Annotated in this window: 19 protein-coding genes and 2 pseudogenes; 8 read left to right on the forward strand and 13 right to left on the reverse strand. The window is 60.6% G+C overall.

Annotated features, from left to right (window positions below; genetic code table 11):
* Positions 1-3 precede the first annotated feature (3 nt).
* A complete protein-coding gene (locus ABGT66_RS10580; protein ID WP_346690567.1) occupies positions 4-900 on the forward strand; it encodes an L-2-amino-thiazoline-4-carboxylic acid hydrolase in 897 nt (298 codons plus the stop codon).
* Between the two features lie 60 nt (positions 901-960).
* Here the strand turns inward: ABGT66_RS10580 and ilvA are convergent, their stop codons facing one another.
* From ilvA to ABGT66_RS10615, 7 genes are all read right to left on the reverse strand, one after another.
* A complete protein-coding gene (ilvA, locus tag ABGT66_RS10585; RefSeq protein ID WP_294192035.1) occupies positions 961-2,214 on the reverse strand; it encodes a threonine ammonia-lyase IlvA in 1,254 nt (417 codons plus the stop codon).
* Between the two features lie 10 nt (positions 2,215-2,224).
* Entirely contained in the window at positions 2,225-2,674 is a 450-nt protein-coding gene (locus ABGT66_RS10590) for a hypothetical protein (RefSeq protein ID WP_346690568.1), read from the reverse strand.
* 217 nt (positions 2,675-2,891) lie between these two features.
* A complete protein-coding gene (locus tag ABGT66_RS10595; RefSeq protein ID WP_346690569.1) occupies positions 2,892-3,515 on the reverse strand; it encodes a hypothetical protein in 624 nt (207 codons plus the stop codon).
* A gap of 20 nt (positions 3,516-3,535) precedes the next feature.
* Complete coding sequence (locus tag ABGT66_RS10600; protein WP_346690570.1) at positions 3,536-4,009, reverse strand: hypothetical protein; 474 nt, start codon at positions 4,007-4,009, stop codon at positions 3,536-3,538.
* A gap of 228 nt (positions 4,010-4,237) precedes the next feature.
* Complete coding sequence (locus ABGT66_RS10605) at positions 4,238-4,378, reverse strand: hypothetical protein (RefSeq protein WP_346690571.1); 141 nt, start codon at positions 4,376-4,378, stop codon at positions 4,238-4,240.
* Between the two features lie 358 nt (positions 4,379-4,736).
* The gene (locus tag ABGT66_RS10610) at positions 4,737-5,456 is read right to left on the reverse strand and encodes a helix-turn-helix transcriptional regulator (protein ID WP_346690572.1); all 720 of its coding nucleotides are present in this window, start codon (positions 5,454-5,456) and stop codon (positions 4,737-4,739) included.
* Positions 5,457-5,774: 318 nt separating this feature from the next.
* Complete coding sequence (locus ABGT66_RS10615; RefSeq protein WP_346690573.1) at positions 5,775-7,091, reverse strand: L-serine ammonia-lyase, iron-sulfur-dependent, subunit alpha; 1,317 nt, start codon at positions 7,089-7,091, stop codon at positions 5,775-5,777.
* Between the two features lie 244 nt (positions 7,092-7,335).
* On the opposite strand from ABGT66_RS10615, the gene ABGT66_RS10620 reads away from it, so the two are divergent.
* Together ABGT66_RS10620 and ABGT66_RS10625 are read left to right on the forward strand one after the other, a co-directional pair.
* Positions 7,336-8,448 carry an NCS2 family permease gene (locus ABGT66_RS10620; RefSeq protein WP_346690574.1) on the forward strand — a complete coding sequence of 371 codons (1,113 nt, stop codon included), beginning with the start codon at positions 7,336-7,338 and terminating at the stop codon, positions 8,446-8,448.
* A 15-nt stretch (positions 8,449-8,463) separates the two neighbouring features.
* Positions 8,464-9,012, forward strand: a complete 549-nt coding sequence (locus tag ABGT66_RS10625; protein WP_303147132.1) for a phosphoribosyltransferase family protein — start codon at positions 8,464-8,466, stop codon at positions 9,010-9,012.
* Here ABGT66_RS10625 and ABGT66_RS10630 read toward each other — a convergent pair.
* Complete coding sequence (locus tag ABGT66_RS10630) at positions 9,002-9,517, reverse strand: hypothetical protein (protein WP_346690575.1); 516 nt, start codon at positions 9,515-9,517, stop codon at positions 9,002-9,004. The genes ABGT66_RS10625 and ABGT66_RS10630 overlap by 11 nt on opposite strands.
* A 77-nt stretch (positions 9,518-9,594) precedes the next feature.
* Between ABGT66_RS10630 and nuoE the strand changes: the two genes are divergently transcribed.
* The 5 genes and pseudogenes from nuoE to ABGT66_RS10655 all read left to right on the forward strand — a co-directional run.
* Positions 9,595-10,068 (forward strand): NADH-quinone oxidoreductase subunit NuoE, encoded by a 474-nt coding sequence (gene nuoE, locus ABGT66_RS10635; protein WP_294192059.1) that lies wholly within the window; start codon positions 9,595-9,597, stop codon positions 10,066-10,068.
* A 21-nt stretch (positions 10,069-10,089) separates the two neighbouring features.
* Positions 10,090-10,470, forward strand: a complete 381-nt coding sequence (locus ABGT66_RS10640) for a (2Fe-2S) ferredoxin domain-containing protein (RefSeq protein WP_300262745.1) — start codon at positions 10,090-10,092, stop codon at positions 10,468-10,470.
* A gap of 24 nt (positions 10,471-10,494) precedes the next feature.
* Entirely contained in the window at positions 10,495-12,285 is a 1,791-nt protein-coding gene (gene nuoF, locus ABGT66_RS10645; RefSeq protein WP_294192063.1) for an NADH-quinone oxidoreductase subunit NuoF, read from the forward strand.
* 31 nt (positions 12,286-12,316) lie between these two features.
* Positions 12,317-12,538 (forward strand): annotated as a pseudogene (locus ABGT66_RS10650) (2Fe-2S iron-sulfur cluster-binding protein); the annotation flags it as partial.
* Positions 12,530-14,059, forward strand: a pseudogene (locus ABGT66_RS10655) ([Fe-Fe] hydrogenase large subunit C-terminal domain-containing protein); the annotation flags it as partial. The pseudogenes ABGT66_RS10650 and ABGT66_RS10655, both read left to right, overlap by 9 nt.
* Before the next feature lie 901 nt (positions 14,060-14,960).
* Here ABGT66_RS10655 and ABGT66_RS10660 read toward each other — a convergent pair.
* The 5 genes from ABGT66_RS10660 to ABGT66_RS10680 are packed head-to-tail and all read right to left on the reverse strand — an operon-like array spanning position 14,961 to position 18,558.
* A complete protein-coding gene (locus tag ABGT66_RS10660; protein ID WP_346690576.1) occupies positions 14,961-15,632 on the reverse strand; it encodes a pseudouridine-5'-phosphate glycosidase in 672 nt (223 codons plus the stop codon).
* Positions 15,533-15,760: a hypothetical protein gene (locus tag ABGT66_RS10665; protein ID WP_346690577.1), complete on the reverse strand. Its 228-nt coding sequence runs from the start codon at positions 15,758-15,760 to the stop codon at positions 15,533-15,535. Before ABGT66_RS10665 ends, ABGT66_RS10660 begins: the two co-directional genes overlap by 100 nt.
* On the reverse strand, positions 15,747-16,769 hold the full coding sequence (locus ABGT66_RS10670; protein ID WP_346690578.1) for a substrate-binding domain-containing protein: 1,023 nt from the start codon (positions 16,767-16,769) through the stop codon (positions 15,747-15,749). The genes ABGT66_RS10665 and ABGT66_RS10670 overlap by 14 nt, the downstream gene beginning before the upstream one ends.
* Positions 16,770-16,790: 21 nt before the next feature.
* On the reverse strand, positions 16,791-17,789 hold the full coding sequence (locus ABGT66_RS10675) for an ABC transporter permease (RefSeq protein WP_346690579.1): 999 nt from the start codon (positions 17,787-17,789) through the stop codon (positions 16,791-16,793).
* Complete coding sequence (locus tag ABGT66_RS10680; RefSeq protein WP_294192073.1) at positions 17,779-18,558, reverse strand: ATP-binding cassette domain-containing protein; 780 nt, start codon at positions 18,556-18,558, stop codon at positions 17,779-17,781. The genes ABGT66_RS10675 and ABGT66_RS10680 overlap by 11 nt, the downstream gene beginning before the upstream one ends.
* Between the last annotated feature and the right edge of the window lie 253 nt (positions 18,559-18,811).

An 18,811-nucleotide genomic window follows, 5' to 3' on the forward strand; every position in this document is an offset into this window, starting at 1 on the left:
AATATGTTTACTCCGGAACAGATTGAAACGATACATCTGCAGGACAGCTATACTATAATGTATCTTTTATTGTCCCGCCAGATAATCCAAGAGCTCGGCGACGAGGGCGAAACTGTAGTTAGAGAGGCCACACGCCGCTACGGCAGAGACAGGGGGCGCAAACGCAGACAGAAACACTTAGATTTGAATGTAAAAATCAATATGCACAGCCTGTTCGGAGTCTGCAGCGATTTGCCGCCTGATCCGCGTTTCCGCCGTGACCGGCTGATGCTGACGGAGGAGGAACGCAACTCGCACACGCTGATATGTCCGATGGCTGAGGTTTGGGAAAAGTACGGCGCTAAGAAAATCGGCAGGATTTACTGCGAGGAATTTCACCGCGCCTGCTATCAGGAATATGCATTCGGCCTTACGCAGGTGAATCTGGCGCGCACGCTGACGGAAGACGGCGACGAATACTGCGATTTCCACATCGTGCTGCGCAAAGCCAATGTGCCCGACGAGTATAAGCCGCAGTGCTTCCCAGAATGCGACCCAAATTACACTAAGCCGGTAATTTCAGGCGCGCCCGCGGAAGGTAAGTCCGGTTTTAACTCGCTGTGTGTAAGAGTGTATTATTACATGCTCGAAGTGATGACCGAGCGCTGCCCGGAGTCTGCAGAGACAGTTATGGCTAAAGCGCTGCACGCATGGGCGAAAGATACGGAAGAAAGGTTGGCGGCACAGGCGGACGAGTTGGGAAAAATTCTATCGCCAGAGTTTGTAGACCGCCATTTCCCGCTGTACGTCGATCCGGATTCAGATCCGCTTTGGAATGAATACGACAAATACGGGGCGAAAGAACTGCTTATTCGCGAGTTCTATAAAAAATTACCGGCCAGTTTTTTCAATATACAATAAGAATTACGCAATACTAGAAAACGAGGATGGGAACGATGCTCCCATCCTCGTTTTGCGTGCTTATATCAGGAACTGGAACAGATCCGGTTTGTCGTTGAGGTATTCGTAGACGATGTTGTGTTCCTTCATGCGTTTGATGAGGGGGGCGTAGTCGGAGGCGCGCTGGAGTTCTATGCCTACAACCGCGGGGCCGCGTTCGCGCGAGTTTTTCTTTGAGTATTCGAAGAAGGTTATGTCGTCGTCGGGGCCGAGGACGCGTTCGAGGAATTCGCGGAGGGCTCCGGCGCGCTGCGGGAAGCGGACGATGAAGTAGTGCTGGAGCCCTTCGTGGAGCTGCGAGCGCTCTTTTATCTCTTCCATGCGCGTTATGTCGTTGTTGCTGCCGCTTATGACACAGACGACGTTTTTGCCGCGGATTTCGTCTTTGATGTTCTCGAGCGCGGCTACGGAGACTGCGCCCGCAGGCTCGACTACCATCGCGCTTTCGTTGTAGAGGCGCAGGATGGTGGTGCATATCTGGCCTTCGGGGACGGCGACGAGTTTGTCGACGACTTCGCGGCAGATGTCGAAGGTTACGTCGCCGACTTTGCGGACGGCGATGCCGTCGGCGAAGTTGTCTATTTCGGGCAGGGCGACGGGCTCGCCTTTGTCGAAGGCGGCGCGCATGGAGGCCGCGCCGGAGGCTTCTACGCCGACTACGCAGGTTTCTGGGCTGAGGCTTTTGAATACGCTGCCGACGCCTGACATGAGGCCGCCGCCGCCGATGGGGAGCAGGACGTAGTGGAAGTCGCAGCAGGCTTCGTTGAGTATGTCGAGGCCGAGGGTGGCCTGTCCTTCGATTATCTGCGGGTCGTTGAAGGGGTGGATGAAGGTCCCGTCGTGTTCGCGGCACCACGCAAGCGCTTCGGCGCAGGAGTCGTCGTAGGTGTCTCCCGTGAGGACTATGTTGACGTTGTCTTTGCCGAACATTTTGACTTGGTGGATTTTCTGGTTCGGCGTGGGCTTGGGCATGAATATGGTGCCCATTATGCCGAGTTTGCTGCAGGCGAGCGCGACGCCCTGCGCGTGGTTGCCCGCGGAGGCGCAGACTACGCCGCGCGCGAGCTCTTCGGGCGAGAGGCTTGCGATTTTGTTGTACGCGCCGCGGATTTTGTAGGAGCGCACTATCTGCATGTCTTCGCGCTTGAGCCAGACGTTTGCGGCGTAGCGTTCGGAGAGCTGGGCGTTGAGCGTGAGCGGCGTGTTGACGACGACGCCGCTGATGCGCTGCTTGGCTTTCTGTATGTCGTGGAGCTGCGGACGGTAGTCGGACATTTCGGTCAACCTACAGTTTTACGTTGATTATCGCAGTGACGCCGACGCCTTTGACGCGGCGGAACTGTTTGAGCGGATTGAGCGAGTCTATCGGGATCAGCGCGGTGGCGCGGACGCTGCTGAATTCGCCTTCGAGCTGCGCGACGGCCTTGGTGCGGTCTATCGCGCTCTGGGTGTTTGCGCCGACCTGGGCCGCGCCGATGCGCGCGCCGTCGCCTATGGATACTATCGGGACGACTTTGGTGTAGCCGTCGTAGGCTACGCCTTTGTTGAAGGTGATTGTGTTGATGAAGTCGTTCATCTGGGGCGATATGGCGGTGACGAGCCAGCCTCCGGCTACGCCTATCGCGCCTTTTTTGAGGACGTCGCCGAGGTCGAGCGCGCGGGCCGCCGGTACGGCGAAGACGAATGCGGCGCATATCACGAGGGCCGCGGCTGCGTTTTTGATGTTTCTTTTCATTTTATAACACTGTCCTTTCTTCCGTTTTTTGAGCGGAGCCGGAAGCGTTTTGCGCCCCCGGCTCCATTTATGAATTATACACTAAATAGCGTCCGCCCGCCCGTTCCGCCGCCGCGCGGCAGTAAAAAGGGCGGCCCGCAGGCCGCCCGCGCTATGGAGGGGAGTATCCCCGCTTTAGGAGGAAATGCACGCCGTCCGCGGCGATGGATGTCTTTCGTTATTTTTTGTGCGACGCTTTCCGGAGCTCGCTTATCGTCTCTTTGTTCTGCGCGTTTTCTTTTTTGAGCTGCGAGACGTTCGCGGCGTCGGTGTCCAATGAGCCCGCCGCGATGCCGACGAGCTGCCGCGTATGTTCGTTGTTGCCTATCGAGGCGACGCCGTAGTATTTGCCGTCCGCGGCGCGCGCAGTGTTCGAGACCGCCTGTTTCTCAGCCTCCGACGCCGCTTCGGGCATATAATAGCCGCCGTCGGCCGTCCGCCTGTGAGCTTCCGTGTATGCGCCGAGCGCTACGCCATAGTTTACGTCTACAGCTGAATGAGCGCCTACCGCAGTCGCCCCGTTGTTCTTGGCCGCCGCTGCCGCGCCTACGGATACGCAGTCGGAGCCGTTTGTAACCGCGCCATTGAGGCCGCCCGCACCGATGCTCACCGACGAGGAGGATGTGTCGCCGACCGTCGTTCCGCCGCCCGCAGTGTAGCTCGCCTCCGCCGAAGCGGAGCTCAGGAAGAGCGCGCAGAATACGAGCATGAAGATCATGACAACTATGAACCATATGTACGACGCACGCACCGACTTGCGCGACGGCGTCGGGTACTCGTTTTTCTTCTCTTCGTCTTTCATTGCGGATCACCCCTGCAATTTTATTTTTTCGTAAAATCTATGGAAATCCTGTCGAGCCGGCGGCGGAGCTCGTCGCTCACGTCCGCGCCGGGCGACGCGGCGAGCGCTTCGCTCGCGAGGACGATTACCTTCACGCCGCGTTTGTTGCCGTGCAGCCACTTTTCGGCGACGGAGCGCAGCGCGTCCATCAGCAGGGCGGAGACACGCGACATTTCCGCGTTGTATGCGGCCTCGGCCTCGGCGCACTTTTGCGCGAGCAGCGCCTCGACATTCGACGACGTGCGGATTTTCTCCGCGTATTCCTGTATTTCAACGTCGAGCTGCCGTCTCAGCCCGTCGACGAAGGCCTGTCCCGCCTTGCCGGGGAGGCTGGAGTCGATGATATGCGCGACGTCCGCGACGGCGGTTTCGGCCGCAGCCTCGGACGCGCACATAAGAACCATGCAGGCCGCGGCCAACCATAGATTTCGTTTTTTGCCGTGCGTTTTGAACATTTCATTATCACCCTCGCAATATCCTGTACGCCGCGCGCTTCCGACGCCTCGCCCGGCCCGGCGGAACTGCGACAAATATAGGCGTGAGGCGGCTTCGCGGCAAATTTAAGATATATCGCGGCGCGATACGGCGGCGGCGATAAGTTTCTTATAAATAGATAAAATTGCGGATAACGAAGATTTTTGAGAAGGCTTCGCGACGCGCTGCCCGCGGCGGCACGCGCGCGTCTATTTATACAAAACCGGGGCTTCCGCGCCGGGACGCGAAAAAGGGCGGCCCGTAGGCCGCCCCTGCACGAGGTACGAGCGCCTGACCGAATCGGGCGACGGCGACGGCGCTCCGGCACTTCTGTCGTCTTTATCGTTCATAGGAATCACTCCCGTCGTTTTCGTCCGCGCGTCAAATTATCGAAGCGTTGACAAATTTGCGCGCCTCTGCGCTCCGCCGCGCTGGGAAGCGCCCCGCGCCGGAGCCACTTCGCGTTCCCGGAATTTCCGGAGTACGCCTGTAATATAGGCGAAGCGCCGGCGCGCCGCAACCTCGCGAAATTTCGCCGCGCGAAATATACGACGCCTAATTTCTCATAAAAATAGACAAAGTAGATAATTTGACGGAGCAATCGGTAATTTTACTTATTTTGCGGCGCGAACGGCAGCTTCCCGTGTATTTATAAGAAACCGCCGCGCGGAGAGGCGCGGCGGACATGCTGCGGCGCGGGGCTTCGCGCTACGCCTCGGCCTCGGAGACGCGGTCGATGGTGAAATAGTTGGTGCGGCGGACGCGGCGTATCTCCTCGCGCGAGACCTGGAGCATGGTGCGGAAACGCTTGTCCTCCGCCATTACGTGGTTCGCGACGAGCGCCTTCACGCTGACGGGCTGGTTCGCGAGGTTCATCATGAGCATGTGGCCGAGCAGGAAGTTCTGCCCGTTGAGCATCGACGGGAAGATCATCATAATCCTGTCGAGGCGGCAGAATTCGTTCTCGAAGGGCAGCCGCGTGTAGAAAGAATATTCCTGCACCTGCCCCTTGTAGACCTTCGAGCAGAGGCAGTAGTCGTCGAAGGAGGAAACCTCGTGGTAGAGCTTCGCGCCGCAGCCGTCGGCGTCGCGTTCTATGACGCTTCTGTGGACCGCACGCTCCTCGCCGCCGTAGTAGTAGAGGTAGAGCAGCGGCGAGGCGAATACGTCGCGGCCGCGCATGTCGGGCGCGGGCAGCTCGGCGCAGCATTCCTCGACCGGCAGATTCATCAGGCTGAAGACCGAGACGCGCAGCGCGCGCGCAATCTCGTAGAGGGTCTCGACGTCGATGACTATGTCGCCCGTTTCGTACTTGGAGAGCGTCGCCTTGCTTTTGTGTACGGCCTGCCCGAGCTCCTCGAGCGTGCAGCGTCTGTTCTTTCTTATCTCTCTGATTTTGCGTCCCAGAGCTTCGCTTACTTGCGTCATGGCTGTTTTACCTCTTCGGTATGATTTTTGGTTTCCGCGCCGGTATGTGGAAGCCGGCGCGTCGTTACGCGCGTTTCGTATTGCTTATGGAAATTATGTCGTCGCTATATCATTGCGCGGGGGCGTGGCCTTTTCCGCGTAACGGTTTCGAGGTACCTAGTTCGGATATTATACCAACGCCCGCGCCGTTATGGGAAGAAGCCGAAGGACGATGCAGGCGGCATGTTTCGTAAAAAGAAAACCGGCTTCGCGCGCGGGGATAAAAAAGGGACGGCTTTCGCCGTCCCCTGCGTTTATATATATTGTACCGGCGAAGCGTCAGAAGGCCTCCGCGTTCGGCCTGTGGCGTTCGTCGAGGATGTCTATCATGACGCGGTCCACCGTCTTCATGCCCTCGCGAGAGACGCGCCCGACGTTCGCGACCGTCTCCTCTATCGAAGCGCCGAAGACGCCCTGCGGAACTGTGAGGTGCTGTCCCTCGAGCGCCCACTCCATAGCGCAGTAGGCCTCCGACGAGGCGGAGCCGACCTTCAGCGCACAGCTCTCCTTCGCGCCGTCGCAGAGCATTCCCGCGATATTCGAAAGCAGCAGGCTCATGGCGCTGCATATTTGGTCGTACGTGCCGCCCATAAGGTATGTCATGCCAGCGGCCGCGCCGGCTCCTGCCGCGACGGAGCAGCCGCATACCGGCGAGAGACGGCCGAGGTTGCGCTTTACGAAGCTCGTCGCGAGGTGGCTGACCGCTATCGCCTTCGCTATCTCGCGGCGGCTCTTGCCCGCGCGGCGTCCCAGCACCGCTATCGGGATTATCGCCGTTATTCCGTGGTTGCCGCTGCCGGCGCTGCTCATGACCGGCAGCTGCACGCCGGACATGCGCGCCTCGGCCGCCGCCGACGCCGTAGTGCGTATCTCGAGCGCCACGGGGACGAAGTCGCCCACCTTTTCATCGTTTCTCAAAATAAGTCCGAAATTGCTGCTCTGGAGGCTGCCGCCGCCCGCGGGCTTGATGCCCTCTGCCGCGATGCGGTCGTTCATCTCGACGCCCTCCCAGATGAAATCCTCGTCCTCGCCGTCCATCTCGTCCGCCATCTTGAGGACGTCGGCGAAGAGCGTCGGGAAGCCGTCGTCGGCAAATCCCGACGAAGCGCCGGAGGGGCGCTCCTTCTCGAACGTCGTCTCTCCGTCCGCCGTGACCTTGACGATGTTCGAATGGCTGCCCTCTATCAGGCACATGGCCTTGTGCTCGGGCGTGAATACCGAGGCGAGGACGTAGACTCCGCCCCTGTCCTGGTCGCAGTATATAGTCGCGCGCTTCTCCTCCACCCAGGCCTCGGCCTTTTTTACGTCCTCGGGCTTCGTGCCCGCGAGAACCTCGAGGCCGCGCGAGGCGTCGCCGCATATCGCCCCGAGCGCCGCCGCTATCGCGTTCCCGCGCGCGCCGCCCGCGCCGGGAATGCCGACGGCCATGCCGTTCTTATAAATATTCGCGCTGACCGTGACGCGCACGGCCGCGACGTTGCCCCTGTCCGGGAGCTCGGCGCACGCGCGTGCCACCGCGAGCGCCACGGCCCCCGGCTCGGTACATCCGAGCGCCGGCTTTACTTCGCTGCGCAGAAATTCCTTCAATGTCGGCATTGATTCCTTCCTCCTTGGTAAATTAGATTTGTAATACGTCTGCTGCTGATGGTTCGACACAGTTAGATTATATCTTAAAATCAGGCATGTTTATACGGCGGAGGGCGGCCCCGCGCCGATATTTCTTCCGGCTTACAAATAACAAAACGCCTCTTTTTTACTCCGCCGCATTCTTGACAAAACCGCGCGCGTGGAGTAACTTCGCTTGGTTATTTTAATTTTTTCTTGCAGGAGGAAATTTTTAATGGATGCGTATATGACAGACCTGCTCGCCGCGGTGGCGGTGGTGCTGAACGGCGTTCCGCAGGGACTTCTCGCGCTCTCGCTCGGCTTCGCAGCCTTCCCGACGGCGCTGGCGTTTCTTGTGGGCGCGGCGGGTTCGTTCGCCTTCGACTCGGTGGCGACGGTTTCGTTCCAGGCGGAGACGATAGCGGTAACGGGCAAGATTGCGTCTTCTCGCCGCGAGCGTCTCAGCACGGTTTTCTGGGGCGGCGTCTTCGTCCTCATACCGTCGCTGCTCGGCCTCAACGAAAAGATAGTTGAGCTGGTCGGCCCGACGGTCGTAACGTCTATGATGGCGGGCGTCGGCGTCATGCTCGCCTATCTTTCGATAGACCTTTTCGATTCGGAGAAGTACTCGGGCGGCGTCTCGATGATTTCCGCGCTCGCCGTATGGTTCATAACGGGCGACCTCGCGAAGACGGTCATCATCTCGGTCATCATCGCGACGATAGCCTTCAACATTCTGAAAAACATGGGCAAGGTACAGCAGCAGCACATCGAGTTCGACATGTCCAACGAGAAGCTCACGACGGGCAACATCGAGTGGCAGGTATGGAAGCACCCGAAGATCATCGCCGGCGCGCTCGGCCTGATGTGCCTCAACATCGGCGCGAACATCAGCTTCGGCAAGGTGACGGGCAGCATCGCGGGCGTCGACGCAAACATCGACCACCTCGCGATATACTCCTCGCTCGCGGATATGTTCTCGTCCTTCTTCGGCGGCGGCCCGGTCGAGGCTATAATTTCCGGCACGGCGACGGCCCCGCACCCCGTCGGCGCGTCGGTGCTGATGATGCTGATGATGGCGGCTATCCTTTTCCTCAAGCTGCTTCCCGTCATGGGGCGTTATCTGCACAGCTCGTCGATCGCGGGCTTCCTTTTCGTGCTCGGCGTATTCGTAACCTTCATTTCAAACATTCAGGCGGCTATCGCGAGCGCTCCGGCGGCTCAGGGGCCATTCGGCTTCTCCCCGTGGGGCATGGTGATAGGCGCCACCGTCATCGCAACCGCGCGCTGGAACCCCTTCTACGGGCTCCTGACAGGCGTGGCGATCAAGGTAATCTTCGGACTTTAAGGGAGGATTTCAACAATGGCTGAATTCTATACGCTTCACCTCTGCGGCATCACGCGCGAGCTCAAAAAGGTACGCGTCGCGCCGCACCTCACGATTGCGTCGTTCGTCATGCTCGGCGACACGCAGCTGATAGAGAAGGCGGCGGACGCGCTTCTTGAAAAAATCCGCGGCCTCGGACAGATAGACATGCTCGTATGCCCCGAGGCGAAGGGCATCCCGCTGACGCACGCGATAGCGGCGCGCATGGGCGTCGACTACGTCGTCGCGCGCAAGTCGGTCAAGGCCTACATGGAGCACCCGATTATAGAGGAGACGAAGTCGATAACGACCTCGGAGAAACAGATAATCGTCATCGACGAGATGGACGCTGCGAAGCTCGACGGCAAGCGCGTCTGCGTCGTGGACGACGTCGTCTCGACCGGCGGCTCGCTGCATTCGCTCGAAGCGGTGCTCGCGAAGACGGGCTGCACCGTCGCCAGCAAGGTCGCCGTGCTTCTCGAAGAGGGCGGCTACGACGGCAAAGATTTGATTTATCTCGAAAAGCTGCCGGTCTTCAAGGACTAGCGGATTTTCCAAAAGCACGCAGGGCCGCGCGAAGAGCGCGGCCTTTTTCGTACCGCGCGCCGTTCGGCGTCGAGCTGCGGTGATGCGTGCGTGTCCGGCAAGCGGCGCATAGCCGCCGCGACGGCGCGCGCCTGACGCTGCCGGGCACATGCGGCGCGGCGCTTCGCGGTTTCACGCCGGTTCCCCGCGTCCGCGTCTTCTTCGCGCGTCGGCGGACTTCGCCGTAAATTTGCCGCGCGCGCCGCTGCGTGCGGCGATAATAATTTTTCACGCCGCCGCGCCGGGGAAACGCCGTATTTTTCAAGTCCCTTTGTTCCATATCCAAAAACAAAAATGAACAAAAACGGCTTTTACGCTCCGCTCGAACAAAAAAATTGTTGCGGCAACGGTTTGAGCGGGCTATAATAAATTTGCTTTGTGTACTTTTTCGCAATAGCCGCGACGGCGGCGCTTTGCCCGCGGCCCTGGCAAGAGGGCTCGGGCGGGGAAAAAGCAAAAAAATCATAGATGTAACTTCTGGGGGTTACACTTAATTTCTTCGGGCGGGAGGGCCCGGGGAGGAGACTAAGGAGGGTGCGTTTTATGGTGGAGAAGGCGTCGGAGCAGAAGGAGCAGCTGAATGCGCTCCTCGAGAAATACCGCGGCACTAAGGGCAGCGTCATTCCCGTGCTTCAGCAGGCGCAGGAAATCTACGGCTACCTGCCGAAGGAAGTCCTGATCGAAATCAGCAGCAAGCTCGAAGTGCCGATCAGCCAGATTTACGGCGTGGTGACATTCTATGCACAGTTCCATCTCGAGCCGAGAGGAAGAAACATCATCCGGTCGTGCCAGGGAACGGCGTGCCACGTCCGCGGAGCCAAGGCAGTACTGAAGGCCATCCAGGACAAGCTGGGCCTCAAAGAGGGGCAGACCACGACCCCGGACCTCAAGTTCACGCTTGAGACGGTCGCATGCATAGGCGCCTGCGGCCTCGCGCCGGTCTTCATGGTCAACGACGACACGCACGGCAGACTTACACCGGAATCGGTCGGCCCGATCCTCGACAAGTACGCGTAAACCGGATTGGAGGAACTGAACATGGCAATCAAGAGTCTTGAAGATCTCCGCAAGATAAAGGCGCAGGCCAAGGAGCACACCGAGGCCAGAAAGCTCAACGAAAGACAGATAATCATAGGCATGGGCACCTGCGGCATAGCGGCGGGAGCCCGTGAGGTCATGAAGGCGGTTCTCGAGGAACTCGCGAAGCGCGACATTCACGACGTGGCCGTCCTCCAGACGGGCTGCATCGGCATGTGCCAGAAGGAGCCCCTCCTCGACGTCGTACGTCCCGGCGAAGACAGAGTCACCTACGGACCGGTCAAGCCGACGGACGTTCCGCGCATCATCGCGGACCATCTCATCAACGGCGTCGTCGTCGAAGATCTTGTCGTTGCCAAGATCCCGAGCAAGCAGGCGTAACAGGCCGAAGGGAGGAGACATATTATGGCTCTCGTAAGAGCGCATGTACTGGTATGCACCGGAACGGGCTGCGTCGCCTCTGGTTCGCGGCAGGTAATAGCGAAGCTCAACGAAGAACTCAAGGCGCAGGGGCTCGACAAGGAAGTAAAGGTCGTCGAGACAGGATGCCAGGGCTTCTGCGAGCAGGGACCGCTCGTCATCATCTATCCTGAAGGAACGTTCTACACGCACGTCCACGAAGAGGACGTAAAGGAAATAGTCAGCGAACATCTCGTAAAGGGCCGCGTGGTGAGCCGCCTGCTCTTCAAGGAGCCGCTCACGGCGCAGCGCGTGCCCGACTACGCCGACATCGACTTCTACAAGAAGCAGCACCGCCTCGTCCTCAAGAACTGCGGACACATCAACCCCGATTCGCTTGAGGAATACATCGGAGCCGACGGCTACGAAGGACTCGCGAAGGTCCTTCTCACTATGACGCCGGAGCAGGTCGTCGAGGAAATGAAGAAGACTGGCCTCCGCGGACGCGGCGGCGGCGGATTCCCGACCGGCATGAAGTGGGGCTTCTGCCAGAAATCGCCGGGCCCGAAGAAATACATCATCTGCAACGCCGACGAAGGCGACCCGGGCGCATTCATGGACCGCTCGCTGCTTGAGGGCGACCCGCACGCGATACTCGAAGGCATGCTCATCGGAGCCTACGCGATAGGCGCCGACGAAGGCTACATCTACTGCCGCGCTGAATACCCGCTCGCGATCAAGCGCCTGAAGACGGCCATCGCCCAGGCTGAAGAGGCCGGACTCCTCGGAGACAACATCCTCGGCTCGAACTTCAGCTGCCACATCCACATCAAGGAAGGAGCCGGAGCCTTCGTCTGCGGCGAAGAGACGGCGCTCATGGCCTCGATCGAAGGCCGCCGCGGCATGCCGCGTCCGCGCCCGCCGTTCCCCGCCGTCAAGGGACTCTGGGGCAAGCCCTCCAACATCAACAACGTTGAAACATTCGCAAACATCCCCTACATCTTCCGCGTCGGAGCCGAAGAATACGCGAAGCTCGGAACGGAAAAATCCAAAGGCACGAAGGTCTTCGCCCTCACCGGTAAAATCAACAACACCGGTCTCGCCGAAGTCCCGATGGGCATCACGATGCGCGAAATCATCTTCGACATCGGCGGCGGCATCATCGGCGGCAAGAAGTTCAAGGCCGTCCAGATAGGCGGACCCTCCGGCGGATGCATGCCGGAATCGCTGCTCGACACGCCGATCGACTACGATTCGCTCATCGCCGCCGGCGCGATGATGGGCTCCGGCGGACTCGTCGTCATGGACGAGGACACCTGCATGGTCGACGTCGCGAAATTCTTCCTCAACTTCACGCAGTCCGAATCCTGCGGTAAATGCACGCCGTGCCGCGAGGGAACGAAGCGCATGCTCGAAATCCTCGAAAGAATCACGAACGGCAAGGGCGAAGAGGGAGACATCGAAAAGCTCGAAAAGCTCGCCACCTCCATCAAGGCAGGCGCGCTCTGCGCCCTCGGCCAGACCGCCCCGAACCCCATCCTCTCCACGCTGCGCTACTTCCGCGACGAATACGAAGCGCACATCAAGGAGAAGAGATGCCCGGCTGGCCAGTGCCACCACCTGCTGAGCTACAAGATAACCGACGCCTGCAAAGGATGCAGCCTCTGCGCGAAGAACTGCCCGGTCAACGCAATCAGCGGTGAACCGAAGAAGAAATTCGTCATCGACCAGGCGAAGTGCATCAAGTGCGGCGCGTGCATCACGAAGTGCCCGTTCAAGGCAATCGTGCGCGGCTAATTTCGGCTAACGGAAGGGGAGTAAAAATAACATGGAACTCGTTAAGGTTACAATAGACGGCAAAACAGTAGAAGTGCCATCGGATTTCACCGTAATCGAAGCCGCTGCCAAAGCCGGAATACGCATCCCTCAGCTCTGCTACCATCCTGAGCTCGCCAAAGAGGGCGCGTGCCGCGTATGCGTGGTCGAGATAGTCGGCGGACGCGGCCTCGGCGCGGCCTGCGTATATCCCGTCTCCGACGGCATGGTCGTACACACCAACACGCCCAAGGTGCGCGAAACGCGCAAAGCGGTCGTCGAGCTCCTGCTCGCCAACCACCCCGCAGGACTGCCTCTTCTGCCAGAAGAACCAGGACTGCGAGCTCCAGCAGACCGCGGCCGACCTCGGCGTGCGCGAAGTGCCCTACACCGGCGAAAAGCGCTCGGCCCAGAAAGACGAAAGCAACCCGAGCCTCGTCCGCGACCCCAACAAATGCATACTCTGCGGACGCTGCATAAGAGCCTGCCATGAGCGCCAGGGCCTCGACGTCTACGGATACATCAACCGCGGCTTCAGAACCATCGTCGGACCGGCCTTCAACCTCGGCCTCGACCAGGTCGCCTGCACCTACTGCGGACAGTGCGCGGCCGTCTGCCCGACGGCGGCCATCTGTGAGCGCGACGACACCGAAAAAGTCTTCGCCGCCCTCGCCGACCCGAAGAAATACACCATAGTCCAGACCGCCCCCGCGACGCGCGTCGCGCTCGGCGAAGCCCTCGGCCTCCCCGCCGGCGAAGTCGTCACCGGCAAAATGGTCGCCGCGCTGCGCCGCCTCGGCTTCGACAAGGTATTCGATACGGACTTCACCGCCGACCTCACCATAATGGAAGAGGGATACGAATTCCTCGACCGCGTCACCAACGGCGGCGTCCTCCGATGATCACCTCCTGCTCGCCGGGCTGGATCAACTTCATCGAAATCAAATACCCCGACCTCCTGCCGCACCTCTCCACCGCGAAGTCGCCGCAGGGAATGTTCGGAGCCCTCGCCAAGACCTACTGGCCCGAGACGCAGAACATACCGGTCGAGGACATCTACAGCGTATCCATCATGCCCTGCACCGCGAAGAAGGCCGAGTGCGTCCGCCCGCAGCTCCAGAGCAACCCGGGCATACCCGACGTCGACACGGTCCTCACGACCCGCGAGCTCGCGCGCATGATAAAGAACGCCGGTATCGACTTCAAGAACCTGCCTGAAGAAGACTACGACAGCCCGCTCGGCACCTCCACGGGAGCCGGAGCCATCTTCGGAGTCACCGGCGGCGTCATGGAAGCGGCGCTCCGCACAGTCTACGCCGTGCTCAACAACGGTGACGACATCCCGGGCATCATCTTCCAGCCCGTCCGCGGCATGGAAGGCATCAAAGAAGCCTCCGTCGACGTTCCCATCGGCGGCAAGACCGTCACCGTCAAGATAGCGGTAGCCCACACGCTGAAAAACGCGAAGATCCTCATGGACAAGGTCCGCGCCGGCGAAGCCGACTACCACTTCATCGAAGTCATGGCCTGCCCCGGCGGATGCATCGGAGGCGGCGGCCAGCCGCAGCCCGTCAACGCGGAAATCCGCGCGGCGCGCACCGCGGCCCTCTACAGCGTCGACGAACTCAAGACGCTGCGCCAGTCGCACAAGAACCCCGACGTCATCGCCCTCTACGACACCTGGCTCGGCAAGCCGCTCGGAGAGAAATCGCACCACCTTCTCCACACGCACTACAACCCGCAGCCCAGAGAGCTGTAAGAAACCAAACGGCACCAACGAACGGGAGAAGCACATGCTTCTCCCGTTTTTATATGCCCTCTGTTTTACAGCCGCTTGTCTATTTCTGCCGTTCCCCAATTTTCCGGCGAGTACCTCCGCAGCATAATCGTTCACGCAAAGAACGGGCCAACAGGCTTCGTCACTCCGCGCTGCGCGCCGTCCGCCTGGGCGGAAATATAGCGGCTTAACTTAAGTAAGAAGAAACGGCACCCATCGTCGCTCCGCGCTCCGACGCGGGGCCCAGTGACTCTGGATTTCGCTGCTTGACGGTGTTCAAAGACACCAGATGCCGGGTCCATCGGCAAAACGCCGCCGATAGGGCCCGCCCCGCTTCATCGGGCGTTAGCAATGCGCTAAAGATATTTCGATTTGTTCGCTGACGCGAACAGCGCATTGCGTCAAGCCCGGCATGACTAGGCAGCCGTATTTCTTTGTAAGTTTAATCAGTATGGCACGCACTACCGGCGCACGAAGAGGCGAAGCGCCCCGCCGCGGCGTTTCCGCCGGCGGACGCATAGCCACGCGGCATCGACGAGCGCCGCGCGGAGCGTCGATATCAGTGCCGTTCCGTATCCTCATCCTCAGCCGTAAACGCGGCGCATAATTCCGCGAGCGCCGCGCAGCCACACGAAATATGCGGCGTTCCGGAGCTGCGAGAGGCCTTAAAAGAGTATTATTTATTTGACCAATACTATTCTACAAATGGCAAATAAAAAACGGCGCGCAGTGAAAGAGCCGCAGCGCCGAAAGCCTCGCTCCGCCGCGCGCGGCACCGGCCCAGAAACAGCGCAATCCACCCTGTATATAAACGAAGGGACGCTCCGCGCTGGAACGTCCCTTCCGAAAATTATGTCCGTTCGATTGAATTTCTGCGCCGTTACTCGGCTTCCGTCAGCTTCGCGGCAAAGCGGACGTTGCTTATCAGCGAGTCGAGCTGTATCTTCGACGAATATCCGCCGGACATTCTGTCGAGCGCGGCGTTTACCGTCGGATGGTAATATCTTCCGGCGCGTTCCGCCTCTTTGCCCTCGGCGACGGCGCGCGCGAGGATGCCCCTGTCCTTCAGCCGCAGCTCCGGCGCTATGCCGCGCAGTATGAGAGTGCGCGGCGCGCATTTTTCGCCGTTCCATTCGCCGTCGAGCGCGACCGGCTCGCCGTTGAAGACGTAGCCGGTGCAGACGGCGCTGCCGCAGCCGAGCGTGCGCACGCCGGCGTTTCGCAGCCAGCCGATCGTCGCAGGTATGTCGAGCATGTCCTTCGGTGAGGTGCAGACGAGCGCGACGGGCAGGTCGCGCAGCGCCGGAAGGTCGGGACAGAGCTCCTCGCCTTTAACGTCGCCGATTCCGCCTATTCCGCCCGAGACGGCGCAGCGCACGCCCAGCCGGCGGCAGACCTCCATAGTCCCGGATGCCGTGAGCGCGCCTGAGAGCTTGCCAGCGAGCGCCGCGTCTATATCGTCGAGCGCGAATTTACCGCTCGGCGCGAGGCGCGGAAGGGGAGATATTCTTCCATCGTCCCGACCGTTATTTCCCCCTCCTTTATCCAGCAAAGCGGGGCCCCGTCGAGCCCCGCCGCGCGCCAGCTTTCCGCGAGAGCCGCCTCGCCCGCCGATACGAGGCCGAAGGTGAGCAGGCAGCTTTCGACTAGGAACGCGGGCTTGTTTTTACATATAGCCATCGAACTGCGCGACGTTCTCCGTGTTGATGACGTCGAGCGGGCAGTAGACGGTCTGGCTCATGTCCATGCCCTGCGCAAGCTTGAGCAGCATTATGACCGCGGCCTTCGCGTAGGCCGACGACGGATAGGTTATCGTTCCGTCCATGCGACCTTCTTTTATAGCGGTCTTCGCCTCTTCCGTGCCGTCGACGCCGTAGAGCAGCACCTTGTCCTTGAGCCCCGCGTCGGTCAGCGCGCGCGAGGCGGCGAGCGCCATGACGTCGTTGCAGCAGAATATGCCTTTAAGGTCGCCGTGCGCCTGGATGATGTCCGACGCCGCGTTGTAGGCCGCTGTGCTGTCCCAGTTCGCGGGCTGGACGCTGACGAGCTCCACGCCCTTCGTCGATTCAAAGACCTTCTTCGCGCCGGCCGTGCGTCCCTCGCTCTGCGCCGCGCCGGGGATTCCCTGGATTATCGCGACTTTGCCCGTGCCGATGCGCTTCACCATGTCCGACGCCGCAAGCTCGCCCTGCTGCGCAAAGTCGACGGTGAGACGTCCGTCGAGCCGCCCGCCCATTTCTTTCAGGCTGTCGACGTTGATTCCGGGGCCGAGGTTGATGACGGGGATGCCGCTCTTATTGCACTGGATTATGCCGGGGAGAAGGTTGTAGGGCTCGATGGGGGAGAGCACTATCGCCTTGTAGTCCTTGAGCGCCATCGCGTTGAGCGTCTCGAGCTGCGACTGCTTGTCGCCCTCCGTCGGCGCGGACATGACCTCGATGTTCACGCCGTACTGTTCGGCTGCCGCTATGTAGGCGTCCTTCATGCCTACCCAGTAGGGGTTCGTCAGCGATATGACGAGCGCGCCGAGCTTTTCGCCTCCGTTCAACTTCGGCATATCGCCGATCTGCTTCATCAGGGTGTTCTCGATTTCCTTGACGCGCGCGTTTTCCTGCGCGGCGAAGGCGCTTCCCGCAAGAAGCCCCGCCGCTGTGAATACCGCGAGCATCGCCGCCATGACTCTTTTCATCACACAATTCCTCCCGTTTGTTTAGTTTTCTCTTTTCACCGGCTGCGCGCCCCCGCGCGGCGTCAGCCTCTTCTGCCGCAGCTCCGTGACTATCACGGCGGATAGGAGCAGCGCACCGATGATAAATTCCTGATAATGCGCGTCGACGCTCATCATCGTCAGCCCGTTTTTTATGACGGAGAGCAGCAGGCAGGCGACCGCCGTCCCCGCTATCGTCCCCTTGCCGCCCTTGAGCAGCGTGCCGCCGAGGACGACCGCCGTTATCGCGTTCATCTCCATGCCTATGCCGGCCGTCGCCTCCGCGGTGTTGAGCCGCGCGGAAATTATCAGCGACGCCGCGCCCGCGAGGAAGCCGCTGAGCGCGTAGACGGAGACCTTGTAGGCAGCGACGTTCACGCCGAGGCGGCGCAGCGCCTCGCAGTTGCTGCCTATCGCGAGCGCGTAGAGCCCCCACTTAGTGCAGCGCAGCGCGACGAGCGCCAAGACGAGCGCCGAAAGCGCTATCCAAACCGGTACGGGGACGGAGCAGAAATTCTGCGTCAGCCGCAGGAACTCCTTCGGCATGCCGTAGAAAGGCGTGCCCCCCGTGATTATGACCGCGAGGCCGCGGAAGAGAGACGCCGTGCCGAGCGTGATGATGAGCGGGTTTATAGTGAAGCTCGCGGCGAGCAGGCCGTTGAAAGCCCCCATAGCCGCGGCGGAGAGCAGGGCGGCCGCGACCGCGAGCGGAACGCCCGCCCCGGCCTCGAAGGCAAGCGCCAGCACGATGCCTGAGAGCGCGAGCACCGCGCCCGCCGACAAATCTATGCCGCCCGACGAAATGACGAAGGTCATGCCTATCGCGAGCAGAAGCTGGTGCGCCATGTGGTTGTTGAGGATGTTCAGCCAGTTCCGCCGCGTCATGAAAAAGTCGGAATAGAGCGCGAGCGCGACGACGAGCGCGGCGAGCGCCGCAAGCAGCAGCAGCGGCTGAAACGCGTCCTCCGCGCCGCCGCGCCGGAAAAATTTATCAATCAACATAATCAGCTTCCATTATCATACTCTGCACATCCTCCAGAGAGGTCTCCGCCGTCCGCACCGTGCGCAGAAGCCTGCCGCGCCGCATGACGCTCACCGTGTCCGCCGCGTCGAAGACCTGGTGCATGTTGTGGCAGATAATCACGACCGCCATGCCGCGCGCGGCGAGGCCGCCGATGAGCCGCAGCACCGCCGCCGACTCGCGCACGCCCATCGCCGCCGTCGGCTCGTCGAAAATCACTATCCTGCGCCCGTGGTAGACGGCGCGCGCGACGGCGACCGCCTGCCTCTGCCCGCCGGAGAAAGAGCCGACCGGCAGCGTGATGTCCGGGATGCCTATGTCGAGCCGTTCGATGAGCTCCGCGGCTATCTCGCGCATTTTCTTCTTTCGCAGAAAAATACCGCCGTAGGTCAACTCGTGACCGAGGAAAATATTCGCCGCCACGTCCCTGTAGTCGTCGAGCGACAAATCCTGATAAACCGTCGAAATGCCCGCCGCCTGCGACTGCTTCGGCGTCAGCCGCGCATAGCGCCGCCCGCCGACGGTTATGACGCCGCCGTCCGGCGCGAGGTTGCCCGAAAGAATTTTGATGAAGGTGCTCTTCCCGCTCCCGTTGTCGCCGACGATCGCGGCGACCTCGCCCGCGCGCGCGGAGAAGCTGACGCCGCGCAGCGCCGAGATATTGCCGAAGCTCTTGGTTATATTCTCCGTCGCCAGAACGGGAGCGCCGCAGTCGCGCGCGCCGCCCGGCGTAAAATTTTCGTCAGCCATAAAAGCCCATCCCCAAACCGACGCTTTGATAAACAATATTTTACAATCGGCGGGCCGCCGAAAGCGTTGTGCTCTGCGCCAAAGAAAAAATCGGCTCAAATTTTGAATCGGTAGGTCAAGCGCATAAAAACATGCCCGCGTTATGCGCGGCTTTATGACTTCGGCACAAACAGCGCCGTTCAAGCGCGGCGCTTGCGCGCGGAGCCGCGCTGGATTATATTTTTTGATGAAAAAATCGAGGCTTTGCGAGATG

The sequence above is a fragment of the uncultured Cloacibacillus sp. genome (assembly GCF_963926575.1).
Classification (GTDB): Bacteria; Synergistota; Synergistia; order Synergistales; family Synergistaceae; genus Caccocola; species Caccocola faecigallinarum.

What these genes read in the sequence shown, in the direction of transcription:
- ABGT66_RS10580 (WP_346690567.1), top strand. Translation starts at nt 4, where the DNA reads ATGTTTACTCCGGAACAGATTGAAACGATACATCTGCAGGACAGCTAT.
- ilvA (WP_294192035.1), bottom strand. Translation starts at nt 2,214, where the DNA reads ATGTCCGACTACCGTCCGCAGCTCCACGACATACAGAAAGCCAAGCAG.
- ABGT66_RS10590 (WP_346690568.1), bottom strand. Translation starts at nt 2,674, where the DNA reads ATGAAAAGAAACATCAAAAACGCAGCCGCGGCCCTCGTGATATGCGCC.
- ABGT66_RS10595 (WP_346690569.1), bottom strand. Translation starts at nt 3,515, where the DNA reads ATGAAAGACGAAGAGAAGAAAAACGAGTACCCGACGCCGTCGCGCAAG.
- ABGT66_RS10600 (WP_346690570.1), bottom strand. Translation starts at nt 4,009, where the DNA reads ATGTTCAAAACGCACGGCAAAAAACGAAATCTATGGTTGGCCGCGGCC.
- ABGT66_RS10605 (WP_346690571.1), bottom strand. Translation starts at nt 4,378, where the DNA reads ATGAACGATAAAGACGACAGAAGTGCCGGAGCGCCGTCGCCGTCGCCC.
- ABGT66_RS10610 (WP_346690572.1), bottom strand. Translation starts at nt 5,456, where the DNA reads ATGACGCAAGTAAGCGAAGCTCTGGGACGCAAAATCAGAGAGATAAGA.
- ABGT66_RS10615 (WP_346690573.1), bottom strand. Translation starts at nt 7,091, where the DNA reads ATGCCGACATTGAAGGAATTTCTGCGCAGCGAAGTAAAGCCGGCGCTC.
- ABGT66_RS10620 (WP_346690574.1), top strand. Translation starts at nt 7,336, where the DNA reads ATGGATGCGTATATGACAGACCTGCTCGCCGCGGTGGCGGTGGTGCTG.
- ABGT66_RS10625 (WP_303147132.1), top strand. Translation starts at nt 8,464, where the DNA reads ATGGCTGAATTCTATACGCTTCACCTCTGCGGCATCACGCGCGAGCTC.
- ABGT66_RS10630 (WP_346690575.1), bottom strand. Translation starts at nt 9,517, where the DNA reads ATGATTTTTTTGCTTTTTCCCCGCCCGAGCCCTCTTGCCAGGGCCGCG.
- nuoE (WP_294192059.1), top strand. Translation starts at nt 9,595, where the DNA reads ATGGTGGAGAAGGCGTCGGAGCAGAAGGAGCAGCTGAATGCGCTCCTC.
- ABGT66_RS10640 (WP_300262745.1), top strand. Translation starts at nt 10,090, where the DNA reads ATGGCAATCAAGAGTCTTGAAGATCTCCGCAAGATAAAGGCGCAGGCC.
- nuoF (WP_294192063.1), top strand. Translation starts at nt 10,495, where the DNA reads ATGGCTCTCGTAAGAGCGCATGTACTGGTATGCACCGGAACGGGCTGC.
- ABGT66_RS10665 (WP_346690577.1), bottom strand. Translation starts at nt 15,760, where the DNA reads ATGGCTATATGTAAAAACAAGCCCGCGTTCCTAGTCGAAAGCTGCCTG.
- ABGT66_RS10670 (WP_346690578.1), bottom strand. Translation starts at nt 16,769, where the DNA reads ATGAAAAGAGTCATGGCGGCGATGCTCGCGGTATTCACAGCGGCGGGG.
- ABGT66_RS10675 (WP_346690579.1), bottom strand. Translation starts at nt 17,789, where the DNA reads ATGTTGATTGATAAATTTTTCCGGCGCGGCGGCGCGGAGGACGCGTTT.
- ABGT66_RS10680 (WP_294192073.1), bottom strand. Translation starts at nt 18,558, where the DNA reads ATGGCTGACGAAAATTTTACGCCGGGCGGCGCGCGCGACTGCGGCGCT.